At 70.5% G+C, this 19,689-nt stretch carries 15 protein-coding genes; 7 read left to right on the top strand and 8 right to left on the bottom strand.

The annotated features are described in order from the left end of the window. The first annotated feature begins 13 nt into the window (after positions 1-13). The 4 genes from HNR07_RS26590 (at position 14) to HNR07_RS26575 (ending at position 2,851) form a co-directional block, all read left to right on the top strand. Complete coding sequence (locus tag HNR07_RS26590; protein WP_221319891.1) at positions 14-229, top strand: monovalent cation/H+ antiporter complex subunit F; 216 nt, start codon at positions 14-16, stop codon at positions 227-229. Further along, on the top strand, positions 226-636 hold the full coding sequence (mnhG, locus tag HNR07_RS26585) for a monovalent cation/H(+) antiporter subunit G (RefSeq protein WP_312893989.1): 411 nt from the start codon (positions 226-228) through the stop codon (positions 634-636). The genes HNR07_RS26590 and mnhG overlap by 4 nt, the downstream gene beginning before the upstream one ends. Before the next feature lie 207 nt (positions 637-843). Continuing rightward, the gene (locus HNR07_RS26580; RefSeq protein ID WP_017579069.1) at positions 844-1,047 is read left to right on the top strand and encodes a cold-shock protein; all 204 of its coding nucleotides are present in this window, start codon (positions 844-846) and stop codon (positions 1,045-1,047) included. A 271-nt stretch (positions 1,048-1,318) separates the two neighbouring features. Continuing rightward, positions 1,319-2,851 carry a DEAD/DEAH box helicase gene (locus tag HNR07_RS26575; protein WP_184367520.1) on the top strand — a complete coding sequence of 511 codons (1,533 nt, stop codon included), beginning with the start codon at positions 1,319-1,321 and terminating at the stop codon, positions 2,849-2,851. Positions 2,852-2,989: 138 nt separating this feature from the next. On the opposite strand, the gene HNR07_RS26570 is transcribed toward HNR07_RS26575, so the two are convergent. The 6 genes from HNR07_RS26570 to HNR07_RS26545 form a co-directional block, all read right to left on the bottom strand. Continuing rightward, complete coding sequence (locus HNR07_RS26570; RefSeq protein WP_184367517.1) at positions 2,990-4,039, bottom strand: alcohol dehydrogenase catalytic domain-containing protein; 1,050 nt, start codon at positions 4,037-4,039, stop codon at positions 2,990-2,992. 315 nt (positions 4,040-4,354) lie between these two features. After that, a complete protein-coding gene (locus HNR07_RS26565; RefSeq protein WP_184366136.1) occupies positions 4,355-5,419 on the bottom strand; it encodes an IS110 family RNA-guided transposase in 1,065 nt (354 codons plus the stop codon). 559 nt (positions 5,420-5,978) lie between these two features. Beyond that, the gene (atzF, locus tag HNR07_RS26560; protein WP_184367515.1) at positions 5,979-7,733 is read right to left on the bottom strand and encodes an allophanate hydrolase; all 1,755 of its coding nucleotides are present in this window, start codon (positions 7,731-7,733) and stop codon (positions 5,979-5,981) included. Next, positions 7,733-11,353: an urea carboxylase gene (gene uca / locus HNR07_RS26555; RefSeq protein ID WP_184367512.1), complete on the bottom strand. Its 3,621-nt coding sequence runs from the start codon at positions 11,351-11,353 to the stop codon at positions 7,733-7,735. Before uca ends, atzF begins: the two co-directional genes overlap by 1 nt. A 68-nt stretch (positions 11,354-11,421) precedes the next feature. After that, on the bottom strand, positions 11,422-12,144 hold the full coding sequence (locus HNR07_RS26550; RefSeq protein WP_184367509.1) for a GntR family transcriptional regulator: 723 nt from the start codon (positions 12,142-12,144) through the stop codon (positions 11,422-11,424). Between the two features lie 281 nt (positions 12,145-12,425). Continuing rightward, positions 12,426-13,988, bottom strand: a complete 1,563-nt coding sequence (locus tag HNR07_RS26545) for an SLC13 family permease (RefSeq protein ID WP_184367506.1) — start codon at positions 13,986-13,988, stop codon at positions 12,426-12,428. Between the two features lie 255 nt (positions 13,989-14,243). On the opposite strand from HNR07_RS26545, the gene HNR07_RS26540 reads away from it, so the two are divergent. Further along, complete coding sequence (locus HNR07_RS26540; protein WP_184367487.1) at positions 14,244-15,224, top strand: TAXI family TRAP transporter solute-binding subunit; 981 nt, start codon at positions 14,244-14,246, stop codon at positions 15,222-15,224. 15 nt (positions 15,225-15,239) lie between these two features. On the opposite strand, the gene HNR07_RS26535 is transcribed toward HNR07_RS26540, so the two are convergent. Together HNR07_RS26535 and HNR07_RS26530 are read right to left on the bottom strand one after the other, a co-directional pair. Next, positions 15,240-16,661, bottom strand: coding sequence for a sensor histidine kinase (locus HNR07_RS26535; RefSeq protein WP_184367484.1), 1,422 nt, complete (start codon positions 16,659-16,661; stop codon positions 15,240-15,242). Between the two features lie 3 nt (positions 16,662-16,664). Next, on the bottom strand, positions 16,665-17,333 hold the full coding sequence (locus HNR07_RS26530) for a response regulator transcription factor (RefSeq protein WP_017579077.1): 669 nt from the start codon (positions 17,331-17,333) through the stop codon (positions 16,665-16,667). A gap of 690 nt (positions 17,334-18,023) precedes the next feature. Between HNR07_RS26530 and HNR07_RS26525 the strand changes: the two genes are divergently transcribed. Both HNR07_RS26525 and HNR07_RS35720 read left to right on the top strand, forming a co-directional pair. Beyond that, positions 18,024-18,833 (top strand): transposase family protein, encoded by an 810-nt coding sequence (locus tag HNR07_RS26525; protein WP_184371353.1) that lies wholly within the window; start codon positions 18,024-18,026, stop codon positions 18,831-18,833. 622 nt (positions 18,834-19,455) lie between these two features. Then, positions 19,456-19,650 (top strand): DUF397 domain-containing protein, encoded by a 195-nt coding sequence (locus HNR07_RS35720; protein ID WP_312893988.1) that lies wholly within the window; start codon positions 19,456-19,458, stop codon positions 19,648-19,650. Positions 19,651-19,689 lie beyond the last annotated feature (39 nt).

Below are 19,689 nucleotides of genomic sequence, written 5' to 3'. Positions count from 1 at the left end.
GGTCGTCGTCTCGATGGTGCTGGGAGTGGTCCGGATCCTGCTCGGCCCCAGCGGCGCGGACCGGGGCGCCGCCACGGATCTGGTCTTTTTCGGGTTCGTGATCCTGATCGCCCTGTTGGGCGTGCGACTGAGCACGACGCTTCTGGTGGACATCGTCCTGGTCGCGACTCTGGTGGGGCTGTTGGCCGCGATCTCCCTGGCCCGGCTGACCGCGGGAGGAAAACGGTGAACGACGTGATGGAGAGTGTCGGCGACACCGTGATGTTCGTCGGTGCACTGGTGTTCCTGGTGAGCGCCATCGGGATGCTCCGGCTGCCCGACGTGTACTCGCGGTTGAGCGCGTTGACCATCGCGGGCTCGCTCAGCACGGGACTGGTCATCATCGGGCTGTTCCTGCACCAACCGTCGCTGGGCAACGCCCTGAAACTGGGTCTGGCCCTGCTGATCCAACTGGTCACGACGGCGGTGGGCGGGTCGGCGATGGCCCGTGCCGGATACCTGATCGGCGCCCCCAGGAACGAACGCACCCTGTTCGACGACCTGGCAGTGGAGGGGGACCACGGCGGCGGCGACAGCCGGCACCCCGGGTACTCACGGCCCTCCGAGGGCGAATCCGGGCCGGAAAACCGCACATAACACGTTTTTCGTCCGGTTCGATACCACGTTTTACGGTGCCATGAGACACACGCTGTTTTCCCGCTGAACCGAAAATCGTGTGCTAGATTCGGAGAAGTTGCAGTCGTGGTACCCGTTGAGTTTCCAACGTTTCGGGTGATCACCGCGGTGACGGGAAAATCGTCAGACCGCGGTTTTCTTCATTTTCCCCGAACGAGAGGTTCATCTATGGCTACCGGCACAGTCAAGTGGTTCAACGCTGACAAGGGCTTCGGCTTCATCGAGCAGGACGGCGGCGGCGCCGACGTCTTCGCCCACTTCTCCGCCATCCAGTCCACTGGCTACCGCGAGCTCGCGGAGGGCCAGTCCGTGGAGTTCGACGTCACCCAGGGCGCCAAGGGCCTCCAGGCTGAGAACATCACCGTCATCTAATCGAACACGACCCCTGGGCCGACCAAGCCCTAAGGCTGTTCGAGCGGCAGGGGCCCGACCTACTGGTGCTGGGCCCCTGTTTTCTTGTTTCACAGGACCGGATCTCTGGCCGTCGTTCTCCGACAGGCACCGGTTCGTCCGCCACGACCCCGGGTTTTCCCGCGTGGGCCGTGGATCTCGAAGTATTTTTCTTCGACGCACACCCGGTGCCACACGCCGAAGCCCCGCTGCGGGCTTCAACCCGGCAAGCGTCGTTGGCGAAAGGTCACCCATGAACCACCCCCGTACCAGCGCGCGCCGCGACCGTCCCTCCAGCAGTTTCGGTGGCGGATCCCGCGGCGGCTCCGGCTCCTACGGCCGTCCGCCCCGCCGTTCCTTCGACGGCCCCCGTCGCGGCGGCGGCTACCAGGGCCGCTCCGGCGGCGGCCGCCCCTCCGGTGGAGAGTTCGCCCTCCCCGTCACGGTCAACCCCGGGCTCGACCCGGTCGACAACTTCCAGGACCTGGACATGCCGGCGCCGCTGAAGGCGACGCTGGCCCGCCAGGGCCTGACCACCCCGTCCACCATCCAGGCGGCCACGCTGCCGAACTCGCTGGCCAAGCGGGACGTCCTGGGCCGCAGCCAGACCGGCTCGGGCAAGACGCTCGCCTTCGGCCTGGCCCTGCTGGCCCGCCTCGACGGCCGCACCGCTGAGCCGCACCGCCCGCTGGCCGTGGTCCTCGCACCCACCCGCGAGCTCGCCCAGCAGGTCACCGACGCCCTCACCCCCTACGCCCGCTCGGTGCGGGTGCGGATGGCGACCGTGGTGGGCGGCATGCCCATCAGCCGCCAGGCCCGCGCGCTGCGCCAGGGCGTGGAGCTGCTCGTGGCCACCCCGGGCCGACTGCGCGACCTCATGGAGCGGGGCGACTGCGTCCTGGACCAGGTCGAGGCCGTCGTACTCGACGAGGCCGACCAGATGACCGACATGGGCTTCATGCCGCAGGTCACCGCGGTCCTGGAGCAGGTCCCGGCCGACGGTCAGCGCATGCTGTTCTCCGCCACCCTGGACCGGAACGTGGACCAGCTGGTCCGCCGCTTCCTCAACGACCCGGTCGTCCACTCGGTCGACCCGTCCGAGGGCGCGGTCTCCACCATGGAGCACCACGTCCTGCACGTGGCCCACGCGGACAAGATGTCCACCGCCACCCACATCGCGGCGCGTGAGGGCCAGGTCATCATGTTCCTGGACACCAAGCACGCCGTGGACCGGATGGCACAGCACCTGCTCGACAGCGGCGTCCGCGCGGCCCCGCTGCACGGCGGCCGCTCCCAGCCGCAGCGCACCCGCACCCTCAAGCAGTTCAAGGAGGGCACGGTCACCGCGCTGATCGCCACGAACGTCGCCGCGCGCGGCATCCACGTGGACGGCCTGGACCTGGTCGTCAACATCGACCCGCCCACGGACCACAAGGACTACCTGCACCGCGGCGGCCGTACCGCCCGCGCCGGTGAGTCCGGCAACGTGGTCACGCTCGTGACGCCCAACCAGCGCCGCGAGATGACCCGCCTGATGTACCGCGCGCGGATCGAGCCGCAGATCGCCCAGGTGCACCCCGAGGACCCGGAGCTGGCCCGCGTGACCGGCGCCCGCGCCCCCTCCGGTGAGCCGGTGACCCTGCCGGCCGAGCCCCGTCGTGAGAACCGCCAGCGCGGCCCGCGCGGCGGCGGCTACGGCGGTTCCCGCAGTGGCGGCGGCTACGGCGGCCCGCGCGGAGGTTCCTCCTCCCGTCCGCGCCGTCCGCGCCGCGCCCCGCAGGTCTAGGGCAGCCAGACACACGAGCCCCGTCACCCCGAGGGGCGGGTTCTAGCGATCCCCGCAACACCCTGGATTTCAGGGAGTTGCGGGGACCCCGAGAATCCGCCGAGTGGGTGGCGGGGCTCCGTCGTGTCCGGGAGCGGGTCAGGGGCGGACCAGGACCCGGGCGAATCCGCCCCCGCGCATGAGGGCGAACCCGTCCGCGATCTCGGCCAGCGGCACCGGCGGAGACAGCAGCCGGTCCAGGTCCAGGCCGTCGCCGTGCTCCAGCAGCCAGTCCACGCCCCGGACGAAGCTCTCCAGGGTGTAGTTGTGCACCCCGATCACACTGATCCTGCGGGTGACCAGCAGGGCCGGATCCAGGGTCACCGCGGTGGCGCCCGGACTGACCGAACCGGCGGCGATCAGGCGACCGCCCACGTCCACCGCGTCCAAGGCGCCGACAAACGCGTCCGGGTGGCCGGAGGCCTCCACCACCACGGGGTAGGGGCCTTCGGCGTCGGGGCCGCCGCCCAGGCTCTCGGCCAGGGTCAGGCGCTCCGCCGAGGGCTCACGCACGCCCACCCGGCATCCCATGGCCGCGAACATGGCGACGCAGTAGGCGCCGACCGCGCCCGCGCCCACCACCAGCACGGCGCGGCCGGCTACCTCCGGTCCGGCCGCCGAGACGATCTCCGCCGCCGTGGCCACCGCGCAGCCGGCGGAGACCACCAGGGTGTCCTCGGGGCCGTCCGGGACCCGCAGAACGGGTACGCCCGGGAGCAGGCGCACGCGGTCGGCCAGGGTTCCGGTGGCGCGCGGCTCCCGGTCCACGGACTCGTGGCCGTACTTGAGTACCGAGCGGCACTTCATGGCGAGCCCGTCGGCGCAGCGGTCGCAGGTGCCGCAGGCGTCGAACAGCGCGAACACCACCCGGTCGCCCGGGAGCAGCGGGGTGCCGCGCAGGTCCTTGGCGTCGGGGTCGATGTCGTGGACCACGCCCACCCCCTCGTGGCCGAGGGCTGTCCGCGGCGGGGCCGGGCGGTGCCCGAGCACCGTGTGCAGGTCGGACCCGCAGACGGCGGCGGCGAGCATCGTCAGATCGATCTCCCCCGCTTTCCTGGGGGAGAGCTCGACCCGCTCGACCGCCACCTCCCCTTCGTGGAAGGTCGCGATCCTCGCGAGATCGGCCCCGTCGCGCGGTTCGGCGTCCAAGGAACCCTCCGTCCGAAATCTTCCGAAGGCCCATGCTGGTGGGAGACAGCCACGGTGGGGTGAGCGGAGAGTGGCTCCCCGGAGAACATCCCGTTCAACGGTGACCGACGAGAACGCCCCTGGTGAACTCGGCCGCCAGGAGCCAGGCCCCGTGCGAATGCCGGGCATCCAGGGGTCAGCCGTGTCGTCGGTGATCCGGCCCACCCGGGCCGAACCCTCGGTCGACCGAGTCAGCAGGCAGCCCCGAAAGCGCATCGCGAGCGGTGACTGGCCAGGGGCTGTTTCGGCCCCCTCTCCCGGGATGACGCTTCTATGTCAAGTGGCGGGTTGAAGACAGACCTCAGCCCGCCCTCTCACCACTTGATCAGCGACCATCGCCCGATACACCACATCCACCAGATGCCGCTTCAAAGCCCGATACGCACCCTTGGTGCCCTTGGCCCCCTCCCGGGAACGCACGAACTCCCGCGCTGGCTCACCCAGCCGGACCTGGACCACCCCGATCGAGTGCAACGCCCGATTCACCTGCCGGTTCCCACCCCGGTGCAACCGGTGCCGATCCCGCCCCGAGGAAAACACCGGAATCGGCGCGCTCCCCGCCCACCGCGCCATCCTCGCCGAGGTCGCAAACCGCGACACATCCCCCACCTGCGCAAGCAACACCGCAGCCCAGACCACACCCACACCACGAATCCCCAACAGGTTCGGCGCCAACGGCTCCACCAACTCCTTCAGGCGCCGCTCCACCTCGGCCGCACGCACGAACAGGGTGTGGATCTCCTCCAACTGCTCCAGCAGAGCCCACCGCACCATCTCGTCCAACCCGGCCCCCTCCACCAGCGCACGCACCCGCCCCACCTTGGCCCGGGTGGCCAACGCCCCCTGGCCCAGACGGTGGTCCAGCTCGATGTGCACCGCCGCCAGCACCCGGTTGGTCAGGGCCACACGCTGATCGGTCAGGTTCTGGCGCAGGTTCACCAGCACACGCACCTGCCGCACCTGCGGGTCGATCCGGTGACGGGCCAGGCCAGGGTCGGCCAGGGCCGCACGCGCGATGGCCACCGCGTCGATCACGTCGGACTTGGCGCCCACCGGCCCGCCCAGGCGGCGGTGGGCGGCCATAGCACGCGGTGGCACCCACACCACCTCCTGGCCCGCCCCCAGCAGAGCGTCGGCCAGGGCCCGGCCCAGGCCGGGGCCGCCCTCGATGGCCCACAGCACCGGGCTGTTTGCGGCCAGGGCACGGATCCAGGCCAAGAGCTGGCCCAGGGCCTGGGGGCCCGTGTTGACCTTCTTGGCCCTGCCCAGGCGGGTGCCGTCCTGGGCCAGCGCGACGGCCTGGTGCATGTCCTTGTGCGGATCGATACCCACTGTCACCATGGTGGTGTCCTGCTTCCTCTTGGTCAGGAACGGGACGACTACCAGGGCCCTGGCCCGGGGGACAGATCTACTGTGAGTTATCGGCTGCACAGGCTTCTATGAGGTCACTCCCGCGGCCAGGGCCTTGGCCTGCGAGCGCTGGTGGACAGGTCATCGATAGGTCCACGCGGGACAGATCTTGCTGGAGTCACCCCAGCGCCGCTGCCGGGCGGCTCCCGTCGAAACCCTCCCGACACCCACCATGGTGAACCAGTAGATCTTGCTACCAGGGGCGAGTTCGGCGCCGAACTTGCCCCTGGTAGCAAGATCACCGGGGGTCTGGAGGTTGGGGACACAGCGGACAGTTCCGAGCGCGGGTTTCGGGCCCCGGACCATACCGCACCGTCTCGCACCACCCCGCACCGTTCCCGCGGCGCACCGTCTCGCACCACCCCGCACCGTCCCCGTGGCGCACCGTCCCCGCACCGGCCGAAGGCAGCCGAAGGGCTGCCCGCGGGCACGCCGAAGAACCCCGCCGGGTGGCGGGGCCTTCGGCGCCAGGGGGTTGCGGGAGGGGTGGCTAGGTGAGGGACTCGCGGTAGGCGAGCCAGCCGCCGTGGTGGGTGATGTCCTCGGCTCCCTCGGCAGCCGCCGGGTCGCAACCGAAGCCGACCACGGTACGGTCGTCGGCGAGAGTGACCGCGCCGAGGGACATGGGGGCGGGCAGAGCAGCAAGGAACGCGCCGAGTCCGGCCGGGGAGATCGACCAGACCTCGCAGCGCAGTGCCGAACCGCCGCTGTTCACCCGCAGCAGGCCGGGTTTGGGCGGCGTGGTGGCGAGGGCGAACAGTCGGTAGTCCTCGCTGGTGGTGGTCGCCTCCAGGAAGCGGGCGCCGAGTCCGGTGAGCTGGTGGTTGAGGGGCTGGCCGCGCAGGTGGGCGCCGAAGACCGCCAGTTCCAGGCCGTTGGCGGGTTGGACCCGGCCGGGCTCCTCTTCGTTGAGGAGTCCGGCCAGGTCCAGGGCCACCTGGTCCTCGAAGGCGTTCGTGACCACGGTGACCCCGAACGGGTGGCCGTCGGCGATACCGGCGGGAACGGCGACGGCGGCGAGGTCCAGGAGGTTGACGAAGTTGGTGTAGGTGCCCAGCCGGGAGTTGACCCCCACCGGGTCGGCGGCCACCTCGGCCAGGGTGGGGTGTCCGACGGTGGTCGGCAGCAGCAGGCCGTCGAAGCCGCTCAGGAGCGCGCGGGCGGTCGCCTTGTAAGCGGTCAGGCGGTGCTGGTCTGCCGCGAGTGCGGTGGCGGGCAGCTCCGCGGCGGACAGGATGATCCCGGCGACCGTGGGGTCGGCGCCTTCGGGGTGCGCGGCGAGGAACTCGCCTACGGCCGCGTGGCGTTCGGCGACCAGCGCGCCGTCGTAGAGCAGCCGGGCGGCCTCCAGGAGCGGGGTGATGTCGACGCTCTCCACCGACACACCCGCGTCGGTGAGCCGGGCGGCGGCCCTGTGGAAGGCTTCGCGTTCGGCGTCGCTGAGCGCGGACAGGCCTTCGGTGGTGGGAACCGCGACCCGGGCCGGGTCGCGTGGAGCCAGGCGGACGTCGGCGGGCCAGGGTCGGCTGGCCGGGTCCTCGGGGTCGGGACCGGTCATCACCGCGAGGGCGCGCTGGCCGGTGGCCAGGTCCGGAGCGAAGACGGTGACGGTGTCGTAGGGCTTGGCGGCGGGCACCACCCCCGTGTTGGGGACCAGGCCGAGGGTCGGCTTGAGGCCGACGATCCCGTGCAGGGCGGCGGGCACCCGGCCGGAGCCGGCGGTGTCGGTACCCAGGGAGAAGTCGGCGATCCCCAGGGCAACCGCCACGGCCGAGCCCGAGCTGGAGCCGCCGGAGACCCGGGTGGGGTCGAGGGCGTTGCGCACGGCGCCGTAGGGGCTGCGGGTCCCCACCAGGCCGGTGGCGAACTGGTCCAGGTTGGTCTTGCCGAGCACCAGCGTCCCCGCCGTGACCAGCCGCTCCACGGCGGTCGCGCTCTCCCGGGGTGTGTACGCGAAACCGGGGTGGGCGGCGGTGGTGGGCAGACCGGCGACGTCGATGTTGTCCTTGACCGCGACGAGCGTTCCCGCCAGTGGCAGCGTCTCACCCGAGGCCAGGCGCTCCTCCAGCGCCTTGGCCTCCACCGCCAGCTCGCCTTCGGGGCGCAGCGTGATCCAGACCTCCGGCCGGTCAGCCTCGGCGATCCGACGGTAGGCGGCGTGCACTCTTTCGGTGGGTGTGGGCTCGGTGGGTGTGGGCTCGGTGGGTGTGGGCTCGGTGGGTGTGGGCTCGGTGGGCGTGGGCATCAGGCGGCTTCTCCTCGGGTGATGACGGCCATGGCGCGCCCCGGGTCCAGGTGCTGGCCGGGGCTGACGAGGATCTCGGCGACGGTTCCGGCCGAGGGCGCCCGAACCACCACCTCCAACTTCATGGCCTCCAGGCGGACGATGGGCTGCCCCTCCTCGACAGTCTCCCCCGGTTCCACGTCCACCTTCCAGACGCTCGCGGACAGCGGCGCCTCCACCAGGGACGCACCGGACGGAAGCTCCAGCTCCCCGGCGAGCGCCACCGGCTCGGGTTCGGGCTTGTCCTCGAACTCGCCCGCGGCCTCCCAGCGCTGCCGCTCCTCCTCGAAGGCGGTGGCCTGCCTACGCTCGAACTCCTTGATGGAGTCGGCGTTCTCGGCAAGGAAGCGCTCGTGGTCGGCGAGCACGAACTCGCCCTCGGCCACCTGGAGCTCGTGGCGTCCGGCGAGCAGGTCGGCCCGGATGTCCAGCAGCTCCTCGTGCTCCACCGGGTACCAGGTGATCTGGTCGAAGAACCGCAGCAGCCACGGGGTCCCCGGCTCGAACCGGCCGTACTGGCGCAGCCCGGACCAGATCGGCACGGTGCGCCCGATCAGCTGGTAGCCGCCGGGGCTCTCCATCCCGTACACGCACAGGTAGGCGCCGCCGATCCCCACCCCCGCCTCGGGCGTCCAGGTCCGCGCGGGGCTGTACTTGGTGGTGACCAGCCGGTGGCGCGGGTCCAGCGGGGTCGCGGCGGGCGCGCCCAGGTACACGTCACCCAGGCCCAGCACCAGGTAGGAGGCGTCGAAGACGATGTCCCGCACCTGGTCCACGGAGTCCAGGCCGTTGATCCGGCGGATGAACTCGATGTTGTCCGGGTTCCAGGGCGCGTCGTCGCGCACCCCGGTCTCGTAGCGCGCGATGGCCTCGTGGATGGAGGGGTCGTCGAAGGACATCGGCAGGTGCAGGGTCCGGCTGGGCACCCGCAGCCGGGCGGTGGGCGGAAGCTGTGCCTCGATCTCCTGGAGCAGACCGAGGAGGGTGCGCAGCGGCAGCACCTCGGGGTCGGTGTGCAGGTGCAGCGAGCGTACCCCCGGGGTGGTGTCCACGATCCCGGCGGGCGCGGCCTGGTCGAGCGCGGCCATCAGGGCGTGCACGCGCATCCGGAGCCCCAGGTCGAGCACCATCGGCCCGTATTCGACCAGGATGTTGTCGTGGCCGCCGCGCCGGTAGGTGACCTCGGGGGTGCCCTCACCGGCGGGGACGCGGGCCAGGACGCCGTCGTCGCCGTCGGCCCCGGTGGAGCGCAGCAGCGGCGCGGAGACCGGGGCGGTGTGCAGCTTCTCGGCGGCGGCCTCGGTGACCGGGTGGAACCGGACGGTGTCGCCGGGGCGGAGCTGGCCGACCTTCCAGCGCGAGCCGCTCACCACGGTGACCGGGCAGACGAACCCGCCGAGGCTGGGCCCGTCCGGGCCGAGCAGCACGGGCGTGTCGCCGGAGAGGTTGACCGCGCCGATGGAGTAGGCGGTGTCGTGCACGTTGGAGGGGTGCAGCCCGGCCTGGCCGCCGTCCGGGCGGGCCCAGGTCTGCTTGGGCCCGGACAGCCGCACGCCGTTGCGGGCGGACTGCGGGTGCACCCGCCAGGAGGTGGCGTAGAAGTCGGCCAGCCCCTCCCGGGTGAGGAAGTCAGGTGCGGCGTGCGGGCCCTCGGAGACCTCGATGTCCCAGTGCGTGCCGTCCCCGTCACCAGCGTCCGCGGGCGCCCGGAAGTCGGGGCGGTCGGCGTCGGGGACCGGGGCGGTCGCGGGTGGGTTCGCGGGGAGCGGGTTGGCCCTGAGCACGTCACCCAGCCGCAGCGCCCGCCCCGCGTGCCCGCCGTACTCACCGGCAGTGAACGTGGACGCGCTGCCCAGGTACTCGGGGACGTCCAGTCCGCCCTGAACCAGCACGTACGTGCGCATGCCCGGCCCCTTCGCCGGTCCCACGTCCAGCAGCGCCCCGGCGGGCACGACCACCGGCTCCCACTGCGGCACCGGCTCGCCGTCCACCGTGACGTCGGCCGGAGCGCCGGCCACGCACACCGTCGTGCTGTGGGTGAAGCGCAGCGCCGGGCCCTCCATCGTGCACTCCAGGCCCGCGGTGCCCTCGGGGTTGCCCACAGCCGTGTTGCCCAGGCGCAGCGACAGGTCGTCCATCGCGCCCGACGGCGGTACGCCCACCTGCCAGTACCCGGTGCGGCCCGGGAAGTCCTGGACGGTGGTCAGGGTGCCCGCGCGCTCCACCTCGATGCGCGGTTCGGGGTCGCCGACGCCGCCGCAGGTGGCGGTGGTGTGCGCGAGGGCGCGCACGTCCGGGTGGGCGCTCAGGGCGCGCAGCAGCCCCAGGTTGGTCTGCACCCCGTCGATCCGGGTCTGGGACAGGGCCCGGCTGAGTCGTCCAAGGGCGTCCTCGCGGTCGTCGCCGCGCACGATGACCTTGGCCAGCATGGGGTCGTAGTCGCTGGTCACCCGCTGTCCGGTCTCCACCCAGCCGTCCACGCGGACGTCGGCGGGCGCCTCCACCCGGGTGAGCAGCCCGGAGCTGGGCCGGAAGTCGTGCGCCGGGTCCTCCGCGTACACGCGGGCCTCCACGGCGTGGCCGACGCGCTCCGGCCCTTGAGCCGGAACACCGTCGAGTACGTCCTCGCCGCGGGCCAGGCGCAGCATCCAGGCCACCAGGTCCACCCCGGTGATCTCCTCGGTGACCGGGTGCTCCACCTGGAGGCGGGTGTTGACCTCCAGGAAGGAGGCTTCCCCCCGTTCCACGTCGTAGACGAACTCCACGGTCCCGGCACTGCGGTAGGACACCCCGGAGCAGAGTTCACGGGCGGTGCGGTGCAGCTCGGCGCGCAGCGCGTCCGGCAGCCCCGGGGCGGGCGCCTCCTCCACGACCTTCTGGTTGCGCCGCTGCAGGGAGCAGTCGCGGTCTCCGAGGGTGACCACGTTGCCGTGGCCGTCGCCGAAGACCTGCACCTCGATGTGCCGGGCCCTGGACACGAAGCGTTCCACGAACACCCCGCCGCCGCCGAAGTGCGTCTGCGCCATCCGGCTGACCTGATCGAAGGCGGAGCGCAGCGCCTCCTCGTCGAAGCAGGGGCGCAGGCCGATCCCGCCGCCGCCCGAGGTGGACTTGAGGATCACCGGGTAGCCGATCCGCTCCGCGGCGGTGAGGGCCTGCTCCACGTCGGGCAGGGTCTCGCTGCCCGCCACCATCGGCAGCCCGGCGGCGGCCGCGGCCTTGCGGGCGGTGTGCTTGTCGCCGAACTCCTCCAGGTGGCGCGGTTCGGGGCCGACGAACACCAGCCCGGCGGCCTCCACGGCGTGCGCGAACTCCGCGCTCTCGGACAGGAACCCGTAGCCCGGGTGGACGGCACCGGCACCGGTCTCGGCGGCGGCCGCGAGGACGCGCTCGATGTTGAGGTAGCTCTCGGCGGCGGGGGCCGGGCCGAGGCGGACGGCCTCGTCGGCCGTCCGGGTGTGCGGCGCGCCCGCGTCGGCGTCGGAGTAGACGGCGACGGTGCGCAGGCCGAGTTCACGTGCGGAGCGGATGATGCGGCAGGCGATCTCGCCGCGGTTGGCGACGAGCACGGAGTCGAACACGGGGCTCTCCCTCTGGTCGGAGGCTGAGGCTGGCGGTCGGGATCGCGAGGGGTGGAGGGCGCGGGGGTTCAGTAGAGGTCGGAGTGCAGCGCCATCTGGACCAGGGCGCGCTGGGCGCGTTCCAGGACGACCTCCATGGACGCGCCGACGTGCTCGTGCAGAGCGCGGTAGGCGGCGTCGAGTTCGTCGGCGCGCAGGTGCTCGACGATCTGGAGGTGCTCGCTGATGGTCGAGGTGATCCGGTCCTCGGTGAGGAAGTCGTACATGCGCACGCGGCGGATCCGCTGGTTGACCGAGATCAGGGACTCGGTGAGGGCGCCGTTGCCGGAGGCCCGGGACAGGGCGGCGTGGAACTCCTCGTCGAGGAGGACGAACGAGGGGTCGGGTTCGGGGGGATCGGCGCTCAGCTTCTCCCAGCGCTCCAGTTCGGCGACCAGGATCCGCGGGTCGTGCCGGATGGCCCGGTCCTCTATGGCACGGGCGATCCCGCGCAGTTCGAGGGCGACCCGGAGCTCGTAGAGGTCGCGCAGCTCGGCGAGGTTGGGGACGGCCACGTAGAAGCCGTTGTCTCGGCGCTCGACCAGGCCGTCGGAGTGGAGTCGGGCCAGGGCCTCGCGGACGGGGGTGCGGGAGACCCCGAAGCGTTCGGCGAGGCGGACCTCGCCCAGGCGGGTGTGCGGAGTGACGCGGCCGCTCAGGACCTCCTCACGCATCAGGGCGTAGACACGGTCGCGTCGGGAGAGGGTGCCCTCCTCGGCGCCGGTCGGCCGTGTATACATCGGTGTGTCCATGGGCCCAGACGCTAGGAAGCCCGTGTTTCACGAACCCTGTCGCACGGTGAAGCCTGGGTTTCCCTGTGTTTCGGTGTGTTTCGCGCCTGGCCGGGAGCTCACACCGGGGCGCGCCGTCCCCCGGGCGCACGAACAGGGCGCCCCTCCTGGTTCCGGTGAACGATGACGGAACCGGGAGGAGCGCCCGTGGGAGTGCCGGGACGGCGTTCGGGAGAGGTGAAACGCCGTCCCGGGGAAGGGGCCGCCCGCTCTCTACTTCGCGCGGCCCGTGGTCGGTGGGCCTACAGGGAGATCCCCAGGGCCCAGGTCATCAGCCCGTACATGGTGGCCAAGACGCACAGGAGGGCGGCCAGGTTGAGCCACACTCCGCCTCTGATCATCTCGCCGATCTTGACGTAGCCCGACCCGAAGGCGATCGCGTTCGGCGGGGTCGCCACCGGGAGCATGAAGGCCATGGTGGCGGCGAGCGCGACCGGGACCACCAGGGCGAGGACGTCGACGTCCATACCCATCGCCACACCGCCCATGATCGGCAGGAAGGTCGCCGCCGTGGCCGTGTTGCTGGTGAGCTCGGTGAGGAAGAGGACGAGTGCGGCGACAGCCATGATCAGCACCCAGACGGGCACGCCAGACAGGAAGGAGACCTGCCCGCCGATCCAGGAGCTCAGGCCGGAGTTGGTGAACTGGGCGGAGATGGCCAGGCCGCCGCCGAAGAGCAGCAGGACGCCCCAGGGGAGCTTGACCGCGGTGTCCCAGTCGAGCAGCTGGGTCCTCTTGTCCACCGGGATGACGAAGAGCAGGACGGCGACGGTCATCGCGATGCCGGCGTCGCTCACACTGCCGAGCCACGGCGCGACGGAGGCCACCCGCTCGATGTCGGCGATCATCGGGACGAAGATCCAGGACAGCGCGGCGAAGGCGAAGATCGCGAGGACCAGCTTCTCACCGCGGGACATCCGCCCCATCTGGTCGAGCTCGTCGCGGATGAGCTCCTGTGCCCCCTCGACCTTCCTGATGGACGGCTTGAAGAGGCGGGTGAGCACGAACCACGCGATGAGCATGAAGATGACCGCCAGCGGCACGCCGGCCATCATCCACTGGCCGAAGCCGATCTGGATGTCGTGGATGTCGTTGAGGTAGCCGACCATCAGGACGTTGGGCGGGGTTCCGATGAGGGTGGAGACGGAGCCGATGGAGGCGGCGTAGGCGATGCCCAGCATGAGGGCGGTGGCGAAGTTCGCGTCCGTGCGGCCGCCCCGGAACTGGGCGATCAGCGCGATGACGGAGAGGCCGACCGGCAGCATCATCACGGCTGTGGCGGTGTTGGACACCCACATGGAGATGAAGCCGGTGGCGATCATGAAGCCACCGATCAGGCCGACCGTGTTCGATCCGACCCTGGAGACGATCGTGAGGGCGATGCGCTTGTGGAGGTTCCACTTCTGCATGGCCAGGGCGAGCATGAAGCCGCCCATGAAGAGGAAGATCGTGTCGGATCCGTAGGAGGGGGCCACGTCGCCGATGGCCGTGCCGTCCACCATGAGGGGGAAGAGCACCAGCGGAAGCAGTGAGGTCACCGGGATCGGGATCGCCTCGGTCGCCCACCAGGTGGCGATCCAGGCGGTGATCGCCGCGACCACCGCTCCGTTGACCGACAGGACCTCCTCGGTCTCGCCGTCGCCGAGCGGCAGCGGCATCTCCGGCATGAGGAGGTAGATCACCAGGGCGAGCACCGGGCCCAGGGCGAGGCCGACGATCCGGCCGCGGGTCATGACGTGCGAGGACCTCTCCTCGCGTTTGACCGACGACGTGTCGGGGGCGTCGACGCCCTGCGGGGTCGCCATGGGTTCCTCCTCCGTTGCGCGCCGATTCCGCGAGGCGCCCGTCTTCGGAGGTGCGACCCGCGCGTTGCTGCGGGATTACCTCCGGATTACGTCCTGACCTCACAGATGGTGAGCTCACAGGGTGGTGTGCGCAAAGTAACTCTCCATTTCTTGGGATTCCTCTGACATAGAGCCACGTTCGGTATATGTCACGGGACACAAGGTGATGTGGGTTCGTCCGCTCAACCCACGCCTCACCGCGTCTAAGCTGCGAGTATGCGACCGACAGGACCCACCAGACGGGCCGCCCTCCTGGGCGCCGCCGGAGCCCTCACCTCGGTCGTCGTGGGCGGTTGCACACGCAGCCCCGCCCCCGGGCTCAGCCGGATCGTGATCGCCACCGGGCCGCCGGGAGCCGTCTACCGGGAGATCGGCGGGGAGCTGGCCCGACTACTCGACGAACGGATGCCCGACCAAGAGGTCGTCACCGTGGAGACCGGAGCCTCCCACGACAACCTGATCCTCCTGGACGCGGGCGAAGCCCACCTCGGGCTGTCCAGCCTCGACTCCAGCCTGGACACCGACGTCGCCGCCCCGGGATCGATGGTCAGCGCGGTGGGCCGACTCTACGACAGCTTCGTGCACCTGGTCGTGACCCAGGAGTCCCCGGTCCGGCGGCTGGCTGACCTGGAGGGCCGGAGGGTGTCGATCGGCGCCGTCAACTCCGGCACCGAGTTCACCGTCGACGAGATCATCGACGTCACCGGTGTTCGGCCCGAGGTGGTCAGGCTCGACCAGGCCGACTCCGCCCAGGCCCTGGACTCCGGTGAGATCGACGCGATGTTCTCCCTGACCGGCCTGCCCACGCCCGCCATCGCCGAACTCGCCGAACTCCGTGCGCTGCGCCTGGTCGACCTGGCCGAAACCGCCGACCAGATGGCATCCGTCTACCCCGAGGCGTACTTCCCGGCGACCATCCCCGCCACGACGTACACAGGTATCGCGGCCTGCCCCACGATGTCCATACCGAACCTGCTCCTGTGCCGCAACGACCTGCCCGACGACCTCGTCTACGTGGTGACCGACAGCGTGTACACGGGCGCCTCCCGGGTGGCCGAACAGCGGCCGGAGGCAGCGCAGATCAACGTGCGCACCGGCATCTCCACCGGCGTCGTACCCCTGCACCCGGGCGCGGAGAGCTGGTACCGGGACAACAAACCCGCCTCCCAGGGGTCCGACACCCCGCCACCGGGCTGAGTCGCCCCAGGCGGTTCAGTCGTCCTCCGAGCCCTCCTCAAGGGCCGGAGGATCCGCCGGGGGCAGGGTGATCACCACACCGAACCCGCGTCTGCCGTCCTGGGCCAGACCGTCGCCCAGCGTGAGCCGCCCGCCGGACTCCCGCACCAGGTCGGCGACGATCGCCAACCCCAGCCCGGTGCCCTCGGTGTTCTGGTGGCTGGGCGAACGCCAGAAGCGGCCCAGGGCCAGCTCCCGCTCCTCCTCCGGCAACCCCACACCGTCGTCGAGCACCCCGATCCGCACCTGTTCACCGTCCTCGGCGCGCACCTCGATCCGGGTGCCGCCGGACAGCCGCAGGGCGTTGCTGACCAGCTCGTCGAGGATGCTGCCCAACCCGCCCGCGGGGGCGTGCGCCCACACGTGGTCGGGCAGGTCCGTGGTCACCTCGATACCGCGGGACTCACCCAGCGCCTTCCAGCGCGCCACCCGGGTGTCGACCAGCCCGGCGACCTCGACCACTTCGGAACCGGTCACGCTCTCCAGCCGGGTCGCGGCCAGCAGCGAGTTCAGCATGCGGTGCATGACGGTGGTCTCGTCGATCGCCACCTCGTGCGCCTCCCGCGCCTGCGGGCTCTTCAGGTAGGGCGCAAGGTTCTCCACCGAGAGCCGCAGGCTGGCCAACGGGTTGCGGAGCTGGTGGGAGGCCTCGGAGACGAACGAACGCTGCCGCTCCAGGGCGCGGCGCACCACCTCCACCATCGTGTTGAAGGAGTCCGTGAGCCGGCGCAGCTCCGGCGGACCGCTCTCGGCGTCCACACGGACGTCCAGGTCACCCGAGGTCACCGCCGTGGTCGCCTCGTCCAGTCGGCGGATCGGCTGCAGGACCCAGCGGGACAGCGGCATGGACGCGGACACCAGGAGAGCCAACGGCAGGGTACTGAACAGCGCCATCCACCCCCACGTGCCGAGGATGGCCCCTGCCAGCTCGTCGGTGGGCGAGACGAGCACCACGACACCGGCGACCTCGCTGTCCCGACCGATGGGTTCGGCGACGACCAGCGGCGCCGACTCCCAGGGCCACACCGTGGTCGGCGGTTCCGGGCGCTCCCCGGCCAGGGCCGCGGTGATCCCACCGGTCTCGGCCGCCTCGGCGACCACCTCCCGCATCCGGGGACGGTCGCCCGAGCCCGCCACCACTCTTCCGTCGGGGGCGACCACGACGGCGGGGATGCCGTAGAGCTGCTCGTACCGGGCCATCTCCTGGGTGAGGGCGTTGCCCCGGTCGGTCTCCAGAGCGGTGCGGGCCAGTGCCGCGAACCGCCCCGCGTCAGCGAGGCGGTCGACGTAGACCTGCTGGGTCTGCTGCTGGGCGATGACCGCCCCCAGCGGTGCCAGCACCGCCACGACCAGCACGAAGGCGACCGGCAGCAGAATCGTCAGGAGCCGCCGCAGCACGGCTCAGGCCTCGTCGAGCATGTAGCCGACCCCGCGCACCGTACGGATCCGCGGCACCGCACCGACCTTGGCGCGCAGCGAGGCGATATGGGTGTCCAGGGTCCGCGAGGAGGCCTCCCACGCGGCGCCCCACACCTGGTCGAGGATCTGGTCCCGGGCCACCACCCTGGGCGCACGCTCCACCAGCAGACGCAGCAGATCGAACTCCTTGCGCGTCAACGGGAGCGGTTCGCCCTCCACCCGCGCTTCCCGGGAGTTGACGTCGAGCGTGAGCGGCCCGACCCGCAACGGCGGGTCCTCCCGCTCGGGTTCGGCACGCGCCGACCGCGTCCGCCGCAGTACCGCTTCGATCCGCGCGAGCAACTCGGCGACGCCGAAGGGCTTGACCACGTAATCATCGGCACCCGCCCGCAACCCGCGCACCCGGTCCCGCTCCTCGCTCCGCGCGGTCACCGCGATGATCGCCGTCTGCGGCCGCTGCCGGAGCTTGCGCAACAGGTCGATCCCGTCGGCGTCGGGCAACCCGAGGTCGAGCAGGACCACATCGGCCGCCGGCGCCGAAAGCGCCCGCTCGGCCGTGGCCACCCGCTGCACGTCAAAGGAGGCCGCCCGGAGCGCGGTCACCAGCCCGCGGGCCACCCGGTCATCGTCCTCGACCACGAGAATACGCATGGCTAGACATAGTAGGCAGAGTTCGAGGCCCCCGGCCCCGAGGCCACGCGCTCAGGCTCTCGGCAGGCGGCGGTCCTCACCGTGAACCACATCGGAGTACGCCCGCGTACCTGAGGCGCGCTCGGCCAGGAAACTCCGTTCTTGCGAGCTCATCGTGTGCGGCACGGTGGCCGCCAGCAGAGGGTGTACCGAGACCCTCCCCTCCCGGAGAGCCCTGATGATAGATGTTCTGGCTCAGGTGACGGATCTGCCCGCTCTGTGCAACGACCGAGTCGTCCCTCGCGTCACCCGCGCTGTTTCGAACCTCCGGACCCTCCGTGGGGCCTCCTTCTCCTCACTCTCATGCGTTCCCTGGAACGGTATGGCCCAGCAGCCACTTCCACCGTTCCCAGATGACGCGACTTCCTTTCCGTCAAAACCGGCCTGAAGTGCCTGCCCAGGGCTCGCCGTCCGACACATTTCGCAGCTCTCCGATATGACAACCTCCTCACCCCGGCAGGGGATTTCATGTAAGCACAGAGAAGCATGTGACCAGTGAGGTTTTCTCAGCGAAATGATCTCTGCGGAGCAGGGTGATTTTCGGATCCCCGCCGGGCCGGACGAGTGGCACCTGGATGCGAGCAGACGTAAAGCCCCTGGTAGGACAGGTCTCACCACAAGATCATGTCCGTAACCACCAGAGGCTTCACGTTGGTCACCTATTCTGCCACCCTCGACGTCCCACGCCACATCGTCGAGTTCCTCGCCCGACACCTGGCCGCCCACCGCCGAAGCATCGCCACTCCGAAGGGCTCACGGGCACTCGGGCCGTTCCGCCAAGCGGTGCTGGTGCTGCGCTGGTTCCGTGAGCGCGGCTGTGTGCACTGCCTGGCCCGTGACGCCGGAATCTCCCAGGCCACCAGCTACCGCTACCTACACGAAGGCATCGACGTCCTCGCCGGCCAGGCCCCCGACCTGCACGAAGTCTTGGCCAATTGCCACAACGAAGGGATAGCGCGCGTAGTCTTGGACGGCACGCTGATCGCCTCCGACCGCCTCGCGGGCGTCCGCGAGAACGGCAACGACCTGTGGTTCAGCCAAAAACACAAGGCCTTCGGCGGCAACATCCAGTTCCTATCCGCACCGGACGGCACCCCGCTGTGGGTCTCCGCAGTCGAGCCCGGATCCACCCCCGACATCACCGCCGCCCGCCTCCACGCCCTGCCCGCCCTGTACAAGGCAGCGGCCGAGGGCCTGCCCACCCTGGCTGACAAGGGCTACCAAGGCGCCGGTATCGGCGTGCACACCCCCATCAAGCGCCCTACGGGCCAGGGCGAAGGGGCTCTGCACGTGGACACACGGATGTATAACGCGCTGTTGCGGCACGTGCGTGCGCTCGGTGAGCGCACCGCCGCCGAACTCAAGGAGCGCTGGCGGACGCTGAAGTACGTCACGCTTAGCCCGAGCCGGATCGGAGACATCGCCCGTGCGGCTCTTGTCCTCAACAGGCAGTGGAAATGATCTTCGCTGAGAAAACCTCAGTGGGAGAGATGTTCTTCCTGGACATCAGTGAAAAGTATCAGTTCTGTCACGCAACCCAAAGGTGCCCACGGGTTTCATTTTGATCCATGCTGCCACCAAGGGCTCAGCGGCCGGCGACCCAGGGCCCGTTGCCCCCGACCAACTTCAGCGTTTCGAGCCGAAGACCGCTTTGACCTTTCTGGACCTGCCCTGTTTCCGCTCCTGCCAGGGTTAACGGAAACCTGAGCACATCCGCATAGGTGTTTCGACCCCTGACTCCCACGGCGTCGAGGACACTTTCGCCAACACGGAACCGACAACCCTTCATTCAGCCTCAGACCTCGACGGCAGCTCCCCGGGTGCGTCAAACTTGAAACGTACATCGCCTCTCCGTTTATGCACCCCTCCGCCCACACGGGCCGGATCCGGTCGACATGAATAACACCCTCGTGGGGATGTACAAGCAGGACCTGCTATCAGCACAATACATAAGTGGGACAGCGCCGACCCTCACTTATTCAAGGGACCACGGGAAACAGGAGCATCAATGGTGGCAACAGAAGAATCGAGGCCGACGCGTGGGTGACGCGGAACTGCACGGACGAGCCAGACGGGGGCTCAGGTGAAGGGGCTGGGAACGGACCTCGGCCGATGGCGGAAGTCGAGCTACAGCGCGGACCAGGGAAACTGCGTCGAAACCGCGCTGCGGGACAGCGGGGAGGTCAGGTTACGGGACTCCAGTCGGCCAAACGACACCACGCTGGGGTTCGGCCCGTGCGAGTGGACAGCTCTGCTCCAGCACGTGATGGTCGGGTGAGCGGTGCTCCGCGCGGCCCGGGTGCCCCCGGACCGCGCA

It is taken from the genome of Nocardiopsis metallicus (assembly GCF_014201115.1).
Taxonomy (GTDB): domain Bacteria; phylum Actinomycetota; class Actinomycetes; order Streptosporangiales; family Streptosporangiaceae; genus Nocardiopsis; species Nocardiopsis metallicus.
This window is presented reverse-complemented; position numbering and strand designations above follow the sequence as displayed.

Bases quoted from the DNA above. Each gene is read 5' to 3' on its own strand.
- HNR07_RS26530 (WP_017579077.1), bottom strand. From the start codon at position 17,333: ATGCGTATTCTCGTGGTCGAGGACGATGACCGGGTGGCCCGCGGGCTG.
- HNR07_RS26590 (WP_221319891.1), top strand. From the start codon at position 14: ATGGTGCTGGGAGTGGTCCGGATCCTGCTCGGCCCCAGCGGCGCGGAC.
- atzF (WP_184367515.1), bottom strand. From the start codon at position 7,733: ATGCCCACGCCCACCGAGCCCACACCCACCGAGCCCACACCCACCGAG.
- HNR07_RS26575 (WP_184367520.1), top strand. From the start codon at position 1,319: ATGAACCACCCCCGTACCAGCGCGCGCCGCGACCGTCCCTCCAGCAGT.
- HNR07_RS26580 (WP_017579069.1), top strand. From the start codon at position 844: ATGGCTACCGGCACAGTCAAGTGGTTCAACGCTGACAAGGGCTTCGGC.
- HNR07_RS26545 (WP_184367506.1), bottom strand. From the start codon at position 13,988: ATGGCGACCCCGCAGGGCGTCGACGCCCCCGACACGTCGTCGGTCAAA.
- HNR07_RS26565 (WP_184366136.1), bottom strand. From the start codon at position 5,419: ATGGTGACAGTGGGTATCGATCCGCACAAGGACATGCACCAGGCCGTC.
- HNR07_RS26540 (WP_184367487.1), top strand. From the start codon at position 14,244: ATGCGACCGACAGGACCCACCAGACGGGCCGCCCTCCTGGGCGCCGCC.
- HNR07_RS26550 (WP_184367509.1), bottom strand. From the start codon at position 12,144: ATGGACACACCGATGTATACACGGCCGACCGGCGCCGAGGAGGGCACC.